The 19236-nt window shown below is 45.0% G+C and carries 14 protein-coding genes and 1 riboswitch; of the genes, 1 reads left to right on the top strand and 13 read right to left on the bottom strand.

What is annotated here, in order from left to right:
- Positions 1-26: 26 nt before the first annotated feature.
- From AC58P7_RS26965 to AC58P7_RS26910, 12 genes are all read right to left on the bottom strand, one after another.
- Positions 27-1514, bottom strand: coding sequence for a protein adenylyltransferase SelO (locus AC58P7_RS26965; protein WP_497348520.1), 1488 nt, complete (start codon positions 1512-1514; stop codon positions 27-29).
- 175 nt (positions 1515-1689) lie between these two features.
- Positions 1690-2538: a stalk domain-containing protein gene (locus AC58P7_RS26960; protein WP_497348518.1), complete on the bottom strand. Its 849-nt coding sequence runs from the start codon at positions 2536-2538 to the stop codon at positions 1690-1692.
- A gap of 93 nt (positions 2539-2631) precedes the next feature.
- Positions 2632-2874: a hypothetical protein gene (locus tag AC58P7_RS26955; protein WP_497348516.1), complete on the bottom strand. Its 243-nt coding sequence runs from the start codon at positions 2872-2874 to the stop codon at positions 2632-2634.
- A 613-nt stretch (positions 2875-3487) separates the two neighbouring features.
- Positions 3488-3673, bottom strand: a complete 186-nt coding sequence (locus AC58P7_RS26950; RefSeq protein ID WP_497348514.1) for a hypothetical protein — start codon at positions 3671-3673, stop codon at positions 3488-3490.
- A 654-nt stretch (positions 3674-4327) separates the two neighbouring features.
- Positions 4328-4894 carry a hypothetical protein gene (locus AC58P7_RS26945; RefSeq protein ID WP_497348512.1) on the bottom strand — a complete coding sequence of 189 codons (567 nt, stop codon included), beginning with the start codon at positions 4892-4894 and terminating at the stop codon, positions 4328-4330.
- A 17-nt stretch (positions 4895-4911) separates the two neighbouring features.
- The gene (locus AC58P7_RS26940) at positions 4912-5265 is read right to left on the bottom strand and encodes a hypothetical protein (RefSeq protein ID WP_497348510.1); all 354 of its coding nucleotides are present in this window, start codon (positions 5263-5265) and stop codon (positions 4912-4914) included.
- Between the two features lie 237 nt (positions 5266-5502).
- The gene (locus AC58P7_RS26935) at positions 5503-6255 is read right to left on the bottom strand and encodes a hypothetical protein (protein ID WP_497348508.1); all 753 of its coding nucleotides are present in this window, start codon (positions 6253-6255) and stop codon (positions 5503-5505) included.
- Between the two features lie 12 nt (positions 6256-6267).
- Complete coding sequence (locus AC58P7_RS26930; protein ID WP_497348506.1) at positions 6268-12333, bottom strand: RHS repeat-associated core domain-containing protein; 6066 nt, start codon at positions 12331-12333, stop codon at positions 6268-6270.
- A gap of 21 nt (positions 12334-12354) precedes the next feature.
- Entirely contained in the window at positions 12355-14373 is a 2019-nt protein-coding gene (locus tag AC58P7_RS26925) for an S-layer homology domain-containing protein (RefSeq protein ID WP_497348504.1), read from the bottom strand.
- A gap of 111 nt (positions 14374-14484) precedes the next feature.
- Positions 14485-14661, bottom strand: a complete 177-nt coding sequence (locus AC58P7_RS26920) for a hypothetical protein (protein WP_497348502.1) — start codon at positions 14659-14661, stop codon at positions 14485-14487.
- 51 nt (positions 14662-14712) lie between these two features.
- Positions 14713-14805: riboswitch (cyclic di-GMP riboswitch) on the bottom strand.
- Positions 14806-15162: 357 nt separating this feature from the next.
- Complete coding sequence (locus AC58P7_RS26915) at positions 15163-15660, bottom strand: hypothetical protein (protein ID WP_497348500.1); 498 nt, start codon at positions 15658-15660, stop codon at positions 15163-15165.
- 5 nt (positions 15661-15665) lie between these two features.
- Positions 15666-16952 (bottom strand): hypothetical protein, encoded by a 1287-nt coding sequence (locus tag AC58P7_RS26910; protein WP_497348498.1) that lies wholly within the window; start codon positions 16950-16952, stop codon positions 15666-15668.
- Positions 16953-17382: 430 nt separating this feature from the next.
- On the opposite strand from AC58P7_RS26910, the gene pdxR reads away from it, so the two are divergent.
- Positions 17383-18822 (top strand): MocR-like pyridoxine biosynthesis transcription factor PdxR, encoded by a 1440-nt coding sequence (gene pdxR / locus AC58P7_RS26905; RefSeq protein ID WP_497348496.1) that lies wholly within the window; start codon positions 17383-17385, stop codon positions 18820-18822.
- Positions 18823-18918: 96 nt separating this feature from the next.
- Here pdxR and AC58P7_RS26900 read toward each other — a convergent pair whose 3' ends face one another.
- Positions 18919-19134 (bottom strand): hypothetical protein, encoded by a 216-nt coding sequence (locus AC58P7_RS26900; RefSeq protein WP_497348494.1) that lies wholly within the window; start codon positions 19132-19134, stop codon positions 18919-18921.
- Positions 19135-19236 lie beyond the last annotated feature (102 nt).

The following is a 19236-nucleotide window of genomic DNA, read 5'->3' as shown; positions in this document are numbered from 1 at the left end:
GCCCTTTTTCATCTTATGCTATTTTATCAGGTCCCGCAGAAAGTTTGGTATGCACAGGAAGATGGCTCAGGCAATGTGGCATATTCTGCTTGTTCAGGTGTGTGTGCGAAGGGGCTTGAAAGAACAGAAAGAAGTCGCTCCATCACACTATAATCACCATGTTCCACCGCAGCTTCCAATGCCTCTTCTACCCGATGGTTGCGAGGAATTATCCCCGGATTGCTGCTGCGCATCAACTCATGTGAGGCGGCTTTGTTTTCCTGCTGTCTGCCTAGTCTCGCCTGCCATAGTTCTTGCCACGGGGCAAATTCTGGGGTGCTAGACAGAACTGTGTCTTCTAGCTTATCAAACGTTAATGCTAAGAACGTATTCGTATAGTCCGCACTGTTCTTCTCCATCATACTAAGCAGGCCTTCGATAAGTGCATGATCCTCTTGCTCTTCGTTAAAGATCCCTAGCTTCGCTCTCATTCCCGTGAGCCATGTTTGGTGATAAGTTTTGGAAAAATCGGACAATGCACCTTCGGCTAATTGGATTGCCTGCTCTTCGTCTGCATGCAGCAGCGGTAAAAGAGTTTCAGCAAATCTCGCGAGATTCCACACGGCAATACGCGGCTGATTGCCATAGGCGTAGCGACCATGCGTGTCAATGGAACTGAACACCGTGGCTGGGTCATAGGCATCCATGAAAGCACATGGACCATAATCAATGGTTTCTCCGCTGATGGCCATATTGTCGGTGTTCATCACCCCGTGAATAAAGCCAACGAGCTGCCATTTCGCAATGAGATTAGCCTGACGCTTGATCACTTCCTGAAGGAAGTCAAGGTAGCGATTCTCACTCTGGTTCTCATCCGCGGCAACTTCTGGATAATGTCTTTGCATGGTGTAATCGGCCAGTGCTTGGAGATCCTCGGTGGTGCCATATTGTGCGGCATATTGAAAGGTGCCCACACGCACATGACTGGAAGCTATTCGGGTAAGAACGGCACCAGGTTGCTCGGTTTCGCGGTAAATGACGTCACCGGTTGTTACAACTGCTAGGCTGCGGGTCGTGGGTATGCCTAGTCCTTGCATGGCTTCGCTGATAATATATTCACGCAGCATCGGCCCAAGGGCGGCTCGACCATCTCCCCGACGGGAGTATGGTGTTCTACCTGAGCCCTTCAACTGAACATCCACTCGCTCCCCTGCTGGAGTGATTTGTTCGCCAAGTAGGATAGCCCGACCGTCCCCTAACATGTTAAAATGTCCGAATTGATGCCCTGCATAAGCTTGCGCAAGCGGTAACGCGCCTTCGGGAATTTGATTGCCCGCGAGAGCAGCAACACCATCATCACTTTGCAGCGCTTCTGCGTTCAGCCCGAGGGATGCTGCCACCGGACCATTAAGAATAATCAACTTCGGTGCGCGTCCTGGGGTTGGGTCCACCTTTGTAAAAAAAGCTTGGGGCAAACGCGCATAACTGTTGTCAAAGTTCCATCCTGTATGTTTATTAGCTTGATTTTCTGTCATTGTAGCTCCTTTACTTGCGGCAATAGTATCTTAATTTCTTCATTTACATAATACTCCTATATTATACCCTTTCCGTGTAGATGACACCTTGTTATTTCATTTTCAACCGTCATTCCTTACATTTTCCCGATAAAAAAGAGCCTACGCATGGTAGGCTCCTATGTGGAATGAAAGCTTATTCTTCTTCGTAAATGACGACTGATTTGGTCTCGTCTTCCCATTTAACCGTTGCTTTCAAAGATTCGCTAATGAAACGAACCGGCACTACGGTATTGCCTTCGACGATGGTCGCAGGAACCTCCAAAGTCACTTCTTTACCGTCTACCAAAGCCTTCGTGCTGTCGATAAAGAGCTTCACACTAACACCGTCGCGCGTAACTGTTACCGAACGTTCTTCTGGATTCCATTTCACTTCAGCTTTTAACGCCTCCGAAATGGCACGGAATGGTACCAATGTGCTGCCGTCTTTAATGAATGGATTCACTTCCAACGATGGCTCCTCACCATTCACATATAAGAAAACACCTTGTTTACCTAGTTTGTGATACAGCTTGGTTAACTTCTTGTAAGAATTAATGTTCTTCAGGTTTACCTTCACAGCTTCCTTTTGAACATAAACCGCATCTGTTACACTTCCTTGCTCGTCCAATACGTCAGCGACAGCAGATAGTGCAGCATCTCGATCCTTAATTAAATCAAGTTCAGCCTTCAATTCATCACTAATATGAGCACCATAGTTAGTTAGTAGAAGATCAGCAATAACAGCCCCAGCAGGTTTATCTTTTACATTTCCCAACGCATTAAGAAGACCTTTATAACCGTTTTTGCCATGGCCATACGTATCGGAAGTGACCGTTGCATCCGTCCCTCCATCTACATTCACATTGATTTCTACCCCTGATTTGGTCGTATCCGGTTTAGCTGGATTGTTACCATTCTCGGATTTGGCGAATGCCGATCCGGCCATAAGGCTAGTTGCAACGATGCATGAAGCAGTAATCATCCAGGTTTTACTCATTTTCATAATAACGACTCCTTTTTTTATGTAGCTTATTATGTAACTTTATCACTATATTAGTATTCGAAAGGTTTCCTGATTTTGGATGGGTGGCTCGAATCAAGAAGCGAAAAATGTTTTATCAGGAAACCCTTCGCCTGATTTGTAATGTCTAGCAATAGCAGATACCGCTCTCATAAATGTATGTTCATTAGATGTATTAGGCACAGGTTCAAGCTCTGAAAACATCTCGTTTTTTTTATTAAATTCAATTCTTCCCATTCTATCCTCAGTAGGACCAAATTTATAAACTACGCTTTCTGTATCTTCATATTCCTTTATTAGAATTACATAGGTAGCCATTTGTTTACCTCCTGATGAACTACTAGTAATTCCCTGATATAGTTAATAAACAGTAATACTCTAGCGATTATGGGGGGATTTTTTTACCAATTACAGCCTATTGTAGTATAATACTAGCCTTCTGTACAGGTAGCTTTGTCATTTCATACGTTGACGCTTGAGGCAGTGAATGACGTTAACAGTTTAAGCATTATACATACAACTGTGAGGTCTTTTGAGTAGCCGCCGCGGTACCCAACCCCAATGTGTCGCTCATACTCATCCAGTTCACTAAAAAACCTGCGATAGCTTGGATAGTGATGAGCTAACTGAGCATTGTATTTGCTTGCTACGCTTGAAAGTAACCAGCAAGTAAAAGCTGTTCCTCAGAGTTGATGTTAATGTGACGAGTATCAGCCTAGCGATACAGCGGCAGACAAAAAAGAAACCACCCTACGATGGTTAGTCGCAAGGTGGTATGAGTATTTCTGCTAATCAGAATCATCCTCAGTATAAGGTGATTTAAAAGACTCAATAAAAAGCCCATTCTCATGCTCTAACACATCACATCATTCCTGCCATCGCTGATTTGTTTCTGATGGAGATAGATCGGTTGATGAGTTGTATTTGCTTCCTACGCTTGAAAGTGATTAGAGGGTAAAAGCTGCTCTACAGAATTGATGTTGATGGGATAGGGATACCTACCGCCACTCATACTCTCTAGCGTAAAGAGAAATTCGTCCCGTATGGATTGGTGACGAAGTCGATCTTTAATCTCTTCGATCTTAGCTTTATTTCTAATTGGTTGTACAAGGTTCATAATGTGGTAACTCTCCCATCCATACAATATGTGTCTTTGGCTGGGACTGTATCATCCAATATGTTGCATTGTCCAGTCTAAATTTTCGAAGTTTCCGATGAATGCATAGCTGACAAGCTTTCATTTATTTTCATAATGCAACAAAACTATGATTGTGTGACCTGAGTTAGGTAGGAAGTCGAATTGTTGCCGAATGCGATTATTTGGGGATGGTCATTTATCGTGAGGGGTGGAGGGGTAGTAATTACCCGTATTGAATATGGCTTTTTCCGCAGAGAGGTATGCACAGCAGGAGGGCGATCCATGACCAAAAGACCCCCATATATAAAAGATGACTTTTATCTAAGGTGTATGATAAGCCCTACAATGATTTCTGACAAACAGAAACGTCACGCTGTTCTCTCTTGTTTGTCGTGTTGATGTTGATTAACAGCTAAGCATACAACGTCGCAGACGTTTTCAGAATCGGTCAGGGTAGTTACGTGGTTCTCCGTCGCAAGATACTGTAATTTGCAGCATATAAAAGTCGTCGTCTGAATTGAAAGCTCTGCCGCTTGATATCGTCCTAGCGGTTATTTACGTTGTGAGCGATACAGCGGCGGAACAAAAAGAAAACCACCCTACGATGGTTAGTCGCACGGCGGTAGGGATTAATCATTTAGAAAAAATATTTTTGATTGGTGGGGTAGAGTCCCAGCTTATCAGTTTAATATGGTACTTATCAAGAAATTCATTTGCATTGGAAAATTGAGTGCTAACAGTCCTTCCATCATTTTCAAAAACCCTTCCATCTTTTTTGATAATTCTGCCTCCTCTTTCAATAACTATAGAGTCAGCAATAGTCTGCTGAAACTCTTCATTGTGACCCAAATCACCCATAAAGTATTTTGCAATCCCTGGATAATAGGATATTTCCGCTTTGCCATTGACTTCTAGCAACGGTTGCCGAAAGCTATTTCCGTTAGCCAATCTATCTTTCCACTTACGATATTTTCCATTGGCTTCATCTGCGCCAATACCATCAAATTCACATATTAAAGTATCTTGAATGACCTTTCGTTCTCCGTTAATTTCATACTCCAAACGAAATGGAAATTCTCCATATGTGATTTCAGGGCGTGGAGGATTTGGTTTGCTATGAATACCTATGAATATGAGAATCCAAGGCAAAGCAAGATACGCTACAAATACAAATGCCACCAACAATGGAATACCTAGCATTAAAAATGTTTTTGCTTTCAGTTATGCCCAGCCTCCTTTAAAGCACTTATTACTGAATCCATCGAGTGATTATCTACTGCCACTCTCGATTCTTCCTTCGCAATATCATATAGTACCAACCCACCATTATACCACTTCTTTTCTCTAACATTATTCTCATCAAAGAAAACCTGCTGTGGTAAATAAACCGTTGTCCCAGTTGGTACTTCACCAAAAATTCCGTTTAAAACTTCACCCGTAACAACATAATTCGTTACACTTGCGGTATAGTCTAGGTCACTTAAACCATATTCACTTAAATCTGGTTTTGCGGGATTAAATGTAATAGCATTTTTATTATTGGCAACTGCATTTGCAACCGCCTCAGACACATTACATTGTTCCTGTCATCGCTGATTTGTTTCTGTTGGCGATAGAATGCTAAGTGAGTAGTATTTGCTTGCTACGCTTGAAAGTGATTAGAGGGTGAAAGCTGTTCGTCAGAATTGTTGTTAATGTGACGAACATCAGCCACTCATACTTTTGAGAGGTTATTTGTGTTGTTAGCGATACAGCGGCGGACAAAAAGAAACCACCCTACGATGGTATGTCGTAAGATGGTTTAGTTATCAACCTAAAGGAGGAACTCTTTTGTATTGTGGACCGAAGTGATTAGGTATGTTATCATATTCAGCTTTATTACCAAATGAGTCTATTCCAAGATGCTCTTTTGCTTTTGTCTCTAAAATTGGAGAATCCAGCAATTCTTGATGTGGTTCATTTGCTAGAAAAGTAAGCAAACCGTTAGATAGAGATTCAGTTTTCTGCCACGGTAATGATAGAATAGTATCCTGCCTAAAAAAATCTACGTAAGTCTTACCAAAGTAATTGCACCAAAATACCCCTGGCATCCTTGTTTCTAGTGTACCTGTCACGTGTTGGCGAGTTTGGGCTTTATCGTGTGAAATGTAGCCGTAAATACCATCGACTAGTTCAATAGTCTCTTTAAAAAGAGTTACAATTGCTTCTTTGTGTTTCATGAAAGTTTTTAATGAGAAATAAAAATCAATATAATTCAACGATATCTTATTTGGACACTTATACCATTGAGTAGTAAATTGAAATGCGGGAGAAATGCTTTTCCCAAGCATTCCCCCAGCTTTACCGACCATCCTTCCCACTTTCTCATCAAAGCAACCTGCTTCCTCACGTGTCCACATATCCATAGATTCACTTGGAGTATATGATTTCCTTAAAGGTTCATATGTACCAATTTTTTGAGGCGTAAAACCTTTCTTAACAAGATTTTCAAAAAATTTATTAGCAATTTCAGCCGTATTAAAAGGCGTTATAGTAAAAATAACTGCAGTCATTTCGTACATAGTGTCCTCCGCCTAACTATGGAAATATTCATAATCCACAAAGTCATTAGCTCCTCTTCTTACTTTAATAGTTCCTCCACCTTTCTTAATTGCTTCGAGTAGAGGTTTTGACACAACTGAATTAGTATTTACTATTAAATCAATGGGCATCCCACTATTTAAATAGTCCCTAAACTGTCCTGACCTATACACATATGCAACATCTTTTACCTCGTAAATCCTGCCTGCGTTAATAGCATCTGGAATACTCATACCTATTTTCGTTGTGTTAGGTTTCAAATTTAGTTCCCCTAACACATCTTGCTCAAACCTAATACCTTTTGCAAATTGAGCTGGAACAGTTGATACTTTCGAAGACCTGAGGAATAATGGTTCAAGTTCTGGGCTCATCGTTACAAAAGCAACCATATTGCTAAAATCATTGTACTCATACATGTACTCTTCAGCAAATATATCTACCAAAAGTTGCTTTGCCCAATCAGCATTTCCAAGAGTATTATCTTCTTGATTACTACTCGTCATTGTTGCTAATGCAAACCAATACTTAAACAAGTTATTGTCGTCTTTATAGGCATCGTCAATGAAACTCTTTGCTTTACTGCCAAGTTCCGATCTGATATTCCAAAATGACTTATTACCAGTCCCCTGTTTTCTTGCATAATCTATCCAATTGCTAACCATTGTTGGCTCTAATGAACTATGCCCACTCGGGTCAATAAAACTCAAAGGATTATTTTCTACATACGTATACCCATTCTGACTCTGAGGATTACCTAACTGCCCCTTATACGTATCCTCACTAATAAACCGTCCAATCTCCGGTTTATAGTACCTAGCTCTAGCATAAGTAAGGCTGCTAGTATAATCATACCCTAAACCTGTGTATCCGAAAAGGTTATCCGGTCCTGGCCAGTTAGGATCAAATTTCTTGGCATCCGTCGGAGTCCCGAATTCGTCATAGTGGTAGCGTGCTGAGACTTTGCCATCGCTTGCCAGCATCCCTACCGTGCTGCCCAGCGCATCCGTTAAGTAATAGAGCGTGTTCGGTCCAACTACGGTAGCATTGTCTGGCCGTTGGCCAGGTGTTGGTTCCCAACCGTTGTTGGCGTCCAGGGTATGGCGGTAGGTCATGCTCAATCGTTCTCCGCCTGCGCCGTAGACGTACGTTTCCTTCCACATGCTCTCGTCTGTTTCCTGGGCCGCAATCGGTTCTGGCAGCGCTAAGCTGATATCATTCGTGAATTTGATTTCCCTGTGCTTTTGCTTGTATTCATGCTCCCAACCGTCTCTAGGGCTCACTGGATGTTCAGATGGATAATCGTCAGCTTGATCGCATTTCTTCGCTAATCCTGGAGGCACAAAACCCGCTGGAACGACATGGTCACATTTAGAGCTGGCATTGCCATTGCTGTTGTCGTTACCATTGCTATTACCGTTACTATTTCCATTTCCGTTGCCGTTTCCATTACCATTGCCGTGATTCCCATTGCCATTTCCACTGTTACGTCCATCCGGGCCATGAGCTAAGTCAACGATCATGCTCATCCTGTTGCCGTCTCCGTCGTACTTATACTGCGTAATGTCTCCTTGTGGATTAATCTGTTTCATCAGGCGGTTAGCCGTATCCCAAACGTATTGTTCTGACCATTCTTCTTCTGGCGAAGGATTAGCTTCGTCGCTTGTTCCAGAGGCGCTATACACATTTGGGCTGACGCTAGCATACACATCATTGCTTACTGACGTTCCATTGGTTTCTTCATCAGCGACAATCCCCATCACTTTGAGCAGATTGCCTCGCAGGTCATACGTATAGTCTTTGTAGCTCATTCCGCTTTGCCAATGGGTTAACTGGTCTCCTGCATTGTAAGTATACAGCTCCGTTTTGTTCAGTTCTCCCCATGCCATCCCTTTGGATACGCGATTGCCCGCTTGGTCATACGAGTAGCTCGTGTTGATGAGGGAGGCGGCATCTGAGCCATTTTGCTGCTGCACTTGCACTAATTGATTTAATGCGTCGTAAGCGTATTGGGTAACGATCGATTCACCCGCTGAATGCTCATCATCCTCATCGTCGCCATCCTGCAATCGCTCCATCCGCGTTCTATTCCCGACTGGATCATAGGCATACGTTAATAGCTCCAGCACTTTGCCGTTTTGGTTCGCATGCTTAATCTGCTGCAATTGCCCAATGGCATCATACTGATACGTGCTGATAGCCTGAGTAGGCAATGTCTTCGATGCAAGGAGGCCTCTGGCGTCATAGGTGTAGGACGTATGCCCTCCTGAAGCATCGGTGACACCGGTAATGCGATCCAATAAATCGACATCGTACGTAACGATGCTTTGATCCGGGTAGACCATTTTTTTGCGTTGGCCTGTCGGCGTCCATTCATATTGAATGGTTTGGTTATAGGCATCCGTTACTTGCGTAAGCCTGTTTAACACATCGTATTGATAGGAACTGGTCCCTATGGAATCTGTCATCGATACCCGGCGGCCCAGCATATCATATGTATAGTTGACCTGTTTGCCGTCTTGATATTGAATGCCGGTTAAGCGGCTCATCAAATCATACGAGTATTGGGTCGTGGCTTGGTCCGGGCCCTTCATCGTCGTTACATTGCCCACGCTATCATAGAATAGCTCGGTCGTTTTGCCCAGAGAATCGGTTTCCTTCGTTAGTTGATGAAGCGGATCGTATTCATACAGCGTGCTATGTCCGTTCGCATCTGTCTTCGCAACCAGGTTATTAACTGCATCATAGACGTAGCTTGTGGTTTGGTTCAGCGCATTGATGACATTTGTTAAACGGCCCAGTTTGTCATAATCATAAGAAGTGGCATGTCCGTTGGCATCCTTCACCTGCTTCATCCGGCCCAGCGGATCATAGGCAAATTCAGTCTTGCTTCCCAAAGCATCCATGATCGACTGCACGCGGTTTAGCGGATCGTAGCTGTAGCTTGTTTCCATGCCTTGCTCATCCTTGGAAACCTGAACCCTTCCCAGATCATCGCGAATCAGCTCCTTACGGTGTCCAAGCGGGTCTACGGTTGCCGTTAAAAGTCCACGCGCATCGTACTCCATAGTCCATATGGCACCGTTAGGCTTCGTTTGCTTGATCAAACGTCCCGCCTTATCGTATTGGAATGTCGTCGCCTGCTGGGCGGCATCCATGACCTGGATGATTTTTCCTGCGGCATCATAGGCATACTGGGTTACTTGATCAAGTGCATTCGTTTCCGAAGTAACGCGCCCTAAAGCATCATACGCGTAAGTGGTTGTGCCTTGTGCCGCATCCGTAACCGTTAACGGTAAATTACGCTTATCGTAGGTGATCACGGTTTTGCCGTGACGGGCATCCTCCTTCGTTAGGAGGTTTCCGTTGCCGTCATACGATAGCTTGGTCACGTTTCCTTCCGGGTCTTTGATTTCAACGGGACGGTTGACGTCGTCATAGCTGTATAAGGTTGTAGCCCCATTGGCATCGGTCATGGAAGTGCGGTTTCCTACTTCGTCATACGTAAAGGAAGTCGTCTGGCCGAGTGCATCCGTAACAGCTTGCAGGCGATCAAACTTATCGTATACATAATGCGTACTTGCTGGATTGGCATCACCGGACACATGAGACTCCGTATGGCGGACCAGATTGCTGTTGTCATCGTACGCAAAGCCTTCCTCCTGAAGAAGGGCATCCACTTTGGTCTTCACACGGTCTCGGGGATCGTAGTCCATATGGGTGAGATTCCCTTGCGAATCCCTTACATCCGTGACCCGATGCAAGGCATCGCGAGTCAGCTCCTTGCTGAAGCCAGCAGGGTCCGTAATGGCTCTGGCAAAGCCTAAAGCATCATTGGTAAATACGGATGTCTCTCCATTCGCATTTTGGACACTCGTCGGAATGCCTCTTCCATCCACCGTGACCGCCATGGTCTCGTTCAAAGCATTGGTGATGGAGCTGACGTTCCCTTTAGAGTCATACCCAATTTGGGTGATATGGCCGAGTACATCCGTGATCTGCTTCGGTTTGTTGAATTCGTTATAAAGGATATTTGTGATAGCGCCGGTCGGGTCTATTTGCTGCAGCAGATTGCCCCTCTCGTCATAAGTGTACGTTGTCGTATTTCCATTCCGATCCTGCATGGACGTCATGTTATCATTCGCATCATAAGTGAACGCCTCGGTCGTTCCATCTTGGTAGGCGATTTCGGTCTGTCGGTATCTTTCGTCGAATGTAAACGTACGGTACTTGCCTCTGGCATCCTTCGTTGTCGTTTTGCGGTGCTCGGAGTCGTAGGTCACAAAAGACCACAGTCCGGAAAAATCCTGCTGCTCGACCACCCGGTCCTGATCATCGTATACATTAACCAAAGAAGCCGTTTTATTCGGATTATGAATCGCCGTCATGCGATGCTTCGCATCATAGTCGAAGCCGATCTCCGCTCCATCCGGCAATACCATCGCCAAGAGGTCGTGGTTAATCGCATCGTAGCGATAGCGAACCGAGCGCCCCGATTGATCGGTAAGCTGCGCCAGCTTTCCGCCTTCTCCATACGTAAAGCTCATGCTAGCGCCTTCTGTTGTCACCCGTTGAAGGATAGTATCCTGGTAAGTGAATGCAGCGGCGTTGCCGTTAGCATCCACGATTTGATGCAACAAGCCGTCCTCCCTGAATATATATCTCCATTTCTGAGGGGTTTCCAGCTCAAAGGTCTGGTTTGGCTGACGTACTAATGTATTGAACACGCCCGGCGGTGTCAAATAATGGCCGTCTGCCGCAGGGACATAGACAACGCTAGCTCCGTCAGGAGAGACGACAACCATGTTCCCGCCGTCGCTTTTGCTTAAATGCCAATCCAGGGAATGGTGCCAGCCTACCCTATTCATCCCATTATAGCTGTCACGGGTATGGTAATTCAGCGTGAAGGACAGGGGCATAGCCGCTTGTAAGGACATATTCGTATGGTGGAAGCTGAAATCCCCCGTTGCCAAGTTGATAGGGTCCAAATGCTCCGGGATCGGATGCCCATATTTATTGACATAAGCGTTATTAATATCGGTAATATCCCCACTCAAAATATTGCCAGCCTCTAATGGATTCATAAGGAGCAGATTCGTGCCTTTATCGATAAATCCAGGACAGTTCTGGCCATCGCTGCATTTCTTAATCTCCACATGATTAAACGAAGCTGTATCACTGATCCTAGCTGACATGCTGTCCGTCGTATCCGCATTATAATAATAACCCGCAAGCTCAGCCCATTTGACATCCCAGTTCGGAGCCGAATACCGCAGGACCTGCAGCATTTCAGACCGCCCGGATGATTTATGATCCAGTTCTCGGTTAGCCGTGGCCGTAATATGGGCAATTTCATATTCAGGCAATGTCACTACCGCTTGCCATTCTCCGACGAAGTCGGATGGCGTCTTGTCGGTATAAGAAGGGAATTGGGGGAAATAACCATCAATGGGTATCCCAGCAGACCATGTACGCCCAGGCGCAACTGGAATATCCACAGCTAAAGGAACCTCAACAGGATCTTGAACCAGCCGGTCATTCCCAACTCTCTTCGTAACCCACATTTGCAAGGTAACCTTGGTGCCGATTTCCGCAATGCCTCGAATCACATGTGACGTACTGCCCAGATTAGGGAGCACCTCTATTGCTTTTGGCGCAGGCGGAGCTGGATTAAATACACGGAAGTCTGACCTTCCAGGAAAATCGAAATCTGTTGGAGTTACGCATGCTTCATAGGATCCATCTAATGCCGGCTTTCCTTGTATTTGCCCATTCCAGGTTACCGTATTCGTCTCGGTTACCGGATAATCTGCGCCGCTTACCAGACTCTGCTGTCCGCAAATATCCACATCCGTAGGATGTGATGTCTGCCCCTTGCCGGGGTCCGTATAATTCCAGGAAATATCCATTTTACCGCCATATACAGCCATTACCTCATTCGGTGACACGCGTACGCTTGTGCTTGCATAAGCTTTCTGCAAGCCTGCTCCGGGGATAAAAGGGATTCCGCTCACACCTATCATAACGGCCATGAATGCGGCAAATATCGATTTCTTCTTCATGTACAATCTCTCCTAGCCCTACTAGATTAATTTCTCTCTTACAAGGATTCTGAAAATGACAGCAACTGCTTGCGCCCGGGTCGATTCATGAGTCGGCATCAGCTCGCCGCCGCTTCCTTGAATCAGACCAAGCTTTACCGCAAGAGCTGCGCTCGCTTTAGCCCAAGGGCTTAGGTCCTGTACATCCTGAAAAGGGAGCAAGGAAGCAAGCTCACTCTCTTTCAGCTCCGCAGCCTGCCCATTCAAACTTAACGCTCGAATCAACATGGCCATCATTTGCTCGCGAGTAAGAGGCTCTTCCGGATGGAAATGGCCTGAATCCCCTTCTACAATACCCGCTTCAGCAGCTGCCTTGATCCACTCTTGCCCCCAATAATCTGCGGGTACGTCGTTGAAGGGCGCGTTACCTCTGCCTGAAGGCGAGATTCCGACCGCTCCCACGAGCATCTTCGTAAACTGCGCTCGCGTAAGCTTATCCTCTGGATGGAACTGATCTTCATTAACCCCGTCTACGATCCCCCGCGAAGCTAATATTTCAATCATCTGTTGTGCCCAGTGTCCTTGGGCATCCCCGAATGTTTTATCGTTTAGCCAAATAGCAAAGGTTCCCGCTGCCTTCGTCGATACCGTCACTGTCCCAGCGTCGCCGTCCACGACCCCTCCAGACAACTGCCATTTGCCGGATGATTCATTGTATTTATACAACGAAAGCTTCTTAACTTGATTGGGCGCGATGGATGCTTTATTAAATGACAAGCTCAATGCCACTGGTTTTTCAAACGGATGATCGGATGAAATATCCCAAATATCGCTTATCCGCTTCAATGGCTTAGGGCCACCAGATGCGGCAGCATCCTTGTTTTTGCTGATTCCGATCATGGCAGCTTCCTTCAAAGCCCCATCCGGTACGGAAAGCATCACTTCTTTGTTCTTCGTCTGAACGACTCCGCCGATAGGAGCAACCTGCTGCTTGACACTAGTATCTGCTTCAGGAACCGCTGGAGAAACAGAGGAGGAATCTGAATGGGTCTCAACCCTAACAAAATTACGAAAGGCAATGTTATCATCGTCGGATCTAACCGCTAACTGGTCCCCTACATAATTAAGCAACTTCTGATCGCTGGTTGCTTGTGTGATGGGAAAGGTTTCTTTCTCCTTCAGGTTGGCGCCCACAATCTGCGCAACTCCGCTCTTCTCTTCCAGCCAAGCCGCCGTGTTGGTCCCTAATGTCATTTGTGAATATTCTCTCGTCTTTTTTGACTTTGGCGTTAAATCTACGGGAACGCCCGCATCAGTGCCCTCTAGATCCATCATCCGATATTGACTGGTCTTACTCAGGTCCATTTGCTTCCAGAGCACATACCGTCCATTAAATGTAAACCAGTCTACATGAGAGCCATTTGTCGGGAGCAGAAGCTGTTTCATTTGGCCTGATTGGATATCCGTCAGGCTCAGCCCTCCGTCCAGCGAATCCAAATAAACGGCTTTTCCTTGAGCAACCATTGGATAACGCCCTTGCCCCAAGAGCTTAACTGTTCCCGCAGCAATGTCATAGAGGTACATATCTCCCATCGTGCCCCGGTCGTACCATATGACATAATCGCCATCCGTTATAGGCTGTACGTTCTCGCCTAGCTTCGTATTCAGCTTCTTTTCTTCGCCGGTCAGCAGATTGTAGCTGAAGATATCTCTGTTATACATATCGCTTAAAACATCCCGTTTATCTTCCCACACAATGATATTTCCTCCGATCATAGCGGAATCCTTTGGAGAGCCTACGGTTGTAATTTGCTTCTGTTCCCCTGTGCTAAGATCCTTATAATAGATTTGTGAGCTTCCTACGTTATCCTCGCCGATCCAGATCATACCGTTACCCGATAAGTAGGTGCTTGTACCGGAAACCTCCGCTACCTGCGAGCTGTCCGAGGATGTATAACTGACCTCCGCATAAGTCCATTGTGCCGGTAGGGAAAGTCCAATGATTGACGCCATTATGGCTTGTGCGCCAAGCTTCCATAATTTTTGCTTTATCTGTTTCATAATCTCTCACTCTCCTATTAGGTTTCTCTTGCCATACGATCAACCCATTCTTTACCTTGGGTAACCGTTTGGACGTGGCAGTACTCGTTATTTGCCTGGTTTCTTCGGTTGCTAAATTTTTAAATAAATTTGAGTGTTTCCTGAGGCGTCCGAATCGTTCCAAACCACTTCCTCACCAGAGTAATTAGCATCCCCTCCAGGGACGCTTAATGCATAGGCCTTATTCCAATTCATTAATGAAAACACCATAAATAAAACTACCATTATCACCCATTTACCAAACTTCATTGCTATTTCCCCCATATCGTTATTTTTTGCGCACAAAAAAACCAAGCTCTAAAGAGCAACCCGGCTATCATCCCATAATGTGACTTATGGATTAGACCCGTGGCTTTGCGTCTCCGCCTTTCGACGGATTTGCCTTTGTTCATTTTCACTTGGTTAATAGGTAGATATACTTAACTAATAGTCTGAAAGATTCATAATTCAATCCATAATATCCCAAGATTTCTCATTATTCAACATATTTTTTGATAAATATGGAAATATATTTAATTTTGTGATGAATTTCACAAAATCAAAGTGAACTATTAAAACTTGGCAGGGAATGACAAAAACCTTACTCGCTGCATGCGAGTATGGCCTTAAAGTCAACGCTGTATTGTACGCCCTTATTCCGCCTTAGCTCTCTTCCAGCAAGCTTCCGCGATGCTTTTCAGCACCAAGGCTTGCTCCCACCGACTAGAGAGCTCTTTACCATCCTGCCTCGTAATCGCATAGGCGTAGGTCCTAACTCGCAGACGAAAGGCAGCACATCGCCGGGCTTAGCACCCTGCAACCAATATCGCATCGCTTGGGTCCACCATTTCTCAAAACGCCCCAGCGTAGCGTCCGAATAGCCAACATCGACTTGAATTTGCTCACCTGAAGAAATACGGCCACAAAGGAGTCGGCCACCTGCGCGTTCACATACAACATATCGATCTCATCTGCCTTCTGCATATGAGTCGATAAGTCACTCGCACTAAACGGGAAGCAATGCGTACCAAAGCTCAGCCCATACTCACGCAGTAAACTTTTCCACACGTCCCTATTGTCCGCTTCAGGTACTCTCCCTAGAATCCCTGTGAAGCCAGCCCTCGCGATTCGCTCAAACTTCTCCTCCAGTGGAAGCTCCGTTCCATCTTCCCCCAGCCTCATCATCGCCCACATGGATTGATGAATTTCGAGTCGTGGAGGGCGATGAGAGCCATCATTGATTCGAGTATTATCGAATTTGGCCACCATTAGCGTTAGTATCCTCCTAGGCTCCCCGCCGGTTTGTTTTTATTAAGATCACCATGTTCCTGCATGTACACGGCACGTTTCTTCATCGTTCTCTCTGCCTCTTCTTGAGCCGCACGCGCATCGCCGCCATGGACATCTTCAATCATCCAACGCTGTCCGAAACCTGCATGTACAACTTCATCTGCCCAATCAAAATCTTGAAACGTCGTCATAAGCGGATCCTTCGCAATATCTCGGCAAAACTCCCACTCCTCACGTTTGCCAGGCGGATATTTCATCGCGGCTTTCTCAATGGCAATCGTCAAATGCGAATACGCTTCGGTGCCCTCGAATAACTGTGCCGTCATATCGTACCACCCCGTCCAGTTAGGGTATTGATACACATCGTACCCTTTCGCGCGAAGTGCCGCCTCACCGAACCAGCTGTGACGGACTTCATCCCACATATGCCTAGCGGTATCGCGGTAGAAATGCCATGGCTTGCCCTCTGTTGTGAAATGAACATATGCAACACCTTCCGCTGGGGACATCTCGAAATAACGAGCTAGCATCATTTGCATAAATCGTCCTTCATCGTTGTCCGGAATTGCAAACCCTTGCATTTTCACAACCTGCGGCTTAAACCGACTATCCCGTGTACTCGACTGCGGCATTGCAAAGGGCTCCGTTGTTATCCGAACTGATGGATCCACAAGTACCCTTTCTTCCCAGCCAGTTATACCGCCAGCCGCTGCAAGCAGCTGTTCCACATAGACTCTCCAGTGATAGGCTTGATCCTTTTCCTTATCTGATGAGATAAGCAGCAGATGCTGAAGCGCCTCGCGGCTCCAGTCCATTTGCTCCTCGCGATCGATGAGTTGATGCTTCATTATTTGAAGCGTAGGATCGTCAACTAGAGGCTGAGCTTTGCCCCTGTAGGCATGAATAGCATCGATTTGTGCTGGCTTCACAACTTCAAAAAGTGCCGTCAACAAACACAATGTCGTCGGTGAATTCAGCACCGTTTGCATAAGTTCATTCAGACACGCATCTGGGCATTTGTCGAACGCCACAGTGCTCATGCGGAGTTGCTTAATCCGAGTGCGAATTTGATCGTGGTGCTCCGCATCCTGCGAGCTTAAGCGAGCAAGCGCTCCTTTTATTTCATATTCAGGTCTAGCCGCCATATGACCGGCCTCGATCCGCATTAATTGACGATCTACATAGGCAATTCGTTGTAATGTTTTTGCCGACTCTTCCACTGATATTCCAATACGATCCCAATCCTTGATTCCCATGAATGGATGTAACACATGTACCCCTCCAGTATCTTTGCACTATTTTGTTTATTAATAAATCAATAATAGTTCAATTTTCCTTAGATATACATGCAGTAAACAACATATAAATTTACACTAAAATACATAAGACAAGCCACATTTCCATCATGAGATAGATGCCCTCGGCTGGGATGTAAAATGGAACGAATCAATGAGTGATAGTAAAAAAATCGACGCTGCTACAGGCACAATCAACCTCTTCCATTTTGTTACATGAAAAAGTTGTGCTGTTCCATAGCTGTTAACAAACAGATAAAGGGACATTAAAGTTTCGGCCATCCAATTTGTGCCCATTCATCTCATTGTCACTTTTGGCCATAAGTATCTTGCTAGTATTAAAAATATTGATTCATAAAAATAGGTGAGTTAATATGACATTTAACAGCAGTGATGGAGGTACGTAATGAGTTGGAAACCAAATAAATCGATTGACATACCCGTGTATAAACAAATTTCAAATTATATGGAATCACGTATTATGAATGGTGAATTTCCATCTGGCAGTACCTTGCCTTCTGAGCGCCATTTGGCTGCAGAGCTTCAAGTTAATCGAAGTACCATTATTTCTTCCTATGATGAACTAGATGCGGTTGGGCTCGTAAGAAGAGTCAAGGGCATAGGCACTGTTGTCAGTATGGAAAATAAACATGGAGATACCTTCAAACGCCTCCCCAACTGGAAAGAATATGTGAAAAGCGGAGAATTCCAATTAAATAATCCCTTGAATCAACAAATTCACAAAATCATTCAATCCGATGAACAGTGCATTAACTTTGCTATTGGCGAGTTAAGTTCGGATCTGCTACCGATCGGATTGATGCAAGATGTTTACAAATCAACGGAAATGTACGACTTTTTGGGGTATGAACATTTGCAAGGCAATTTGAGATTACGGGAATCTATCGCTTCTCATCTCATGACCCATCGAAACGTGAATACGAATGCTTCGTCAATCTTAATTACCTCCGGAGCCCAACAAGCATTGCATTTAATTATCCAATGTCTTCTTGGGCGCGGAGATTCGGTTGCAATTGAAAATCCATCCTATGCCTATTCCCTGCCTTTTTTTAAATCTGCCGGCATTAAGACATTCCTGCTTCCAGTTGGACAAGATGGGATAGACCCTGAGCAGATTGTATCTTTGTATAAAAAACATAGAATTAAAATGGTCTTCCTAAATCCCATCTTCCAGAATCCAACCGGGACAACGATGTCTTATGAAAAGCGTAAAAGGGTGTTGGAAATTTCGACCCAATATGGCATCCCCATTGTTGAAGACGATCCCTATAGTGTAACAGGATATGACAACACGCCCGTCAACTCGTTAAAATCCATGGATGAGGACGGTACCGTTCTTTATGTCAGTTCATTGTCCAAAATCGTATCCTCAGGACTTCGAATCGGTTGGATAGTCGGCCCAGGGTCTGTCATTCAGCGATTGACTGATGCCAAGCAGCAAATTGATTTTGGCCATCCTAACTATCCGCAATGGATCGCGGCGCAATTGCTTTCCTCCGAAGGTTTTGAAACTCACCTTCAACATTTGCGAAGCGGGTTAGAGCGAAAGCGAGATATAGCCATCCAGACTTTTCACACGACATGTAAGGACAGTATCCAGTTTGAGATACCTAGCGGGGGAATTCATCTCTGGTGTAAGATGAACGGAGAATGGAATGAACAACAAGTATTTAAAGAATGTGTCAGCCATGGTATCGTATATGCCCCAGGAAGCACGCTAGGTACCAGTGATCGTTTCATGAGATTTACCTATAGCCGTGTTGACGATCACATGATTGAGAGTGGGATCCATACATTTGCTGAGGTTGTTCGCCGAAACAGCTAGATATGTAATGTTATTACGAATAGTTGGAGAAAAAAAATAAACCGTTAAGTTCTCTCAAATCGAGGAAACTCAACGGTTTTCTGTATGTGTACAACATTAATTCAGAGTACGGATATACGCAAGTAAAGCTAATAAGCCCGCAGCAATGGCAATTACGTAGAAGGCCGTTAACCGTCCCCATTTCAACCCTGTCTGCTGAAAATAGGTTGCGTCCCCTTCTCTGTTCTTGTGAGAAATACCAATCATAAACGTTGAAATTAGTGCGAACACTAATATAACTGAAAATATCGTAAAATAAATCGTCAAATTCATAATCAAACCTCCATTTGAGTGATTTTGATACCCAACATCTAAATTATATTGGATAGCGCCTTCCCTCACATCAACCACTCAGCCTTTTTTTAACCCATCCAG

The sequence above is a fragment of the Paenibacillus sp. J22FR5 genome (genome assembly GCF_059691975.1).
Note: the sequence above shows the minus strand (reverse complement) of the source record. Positions and strands in the feature narration are given on the sequence as shown.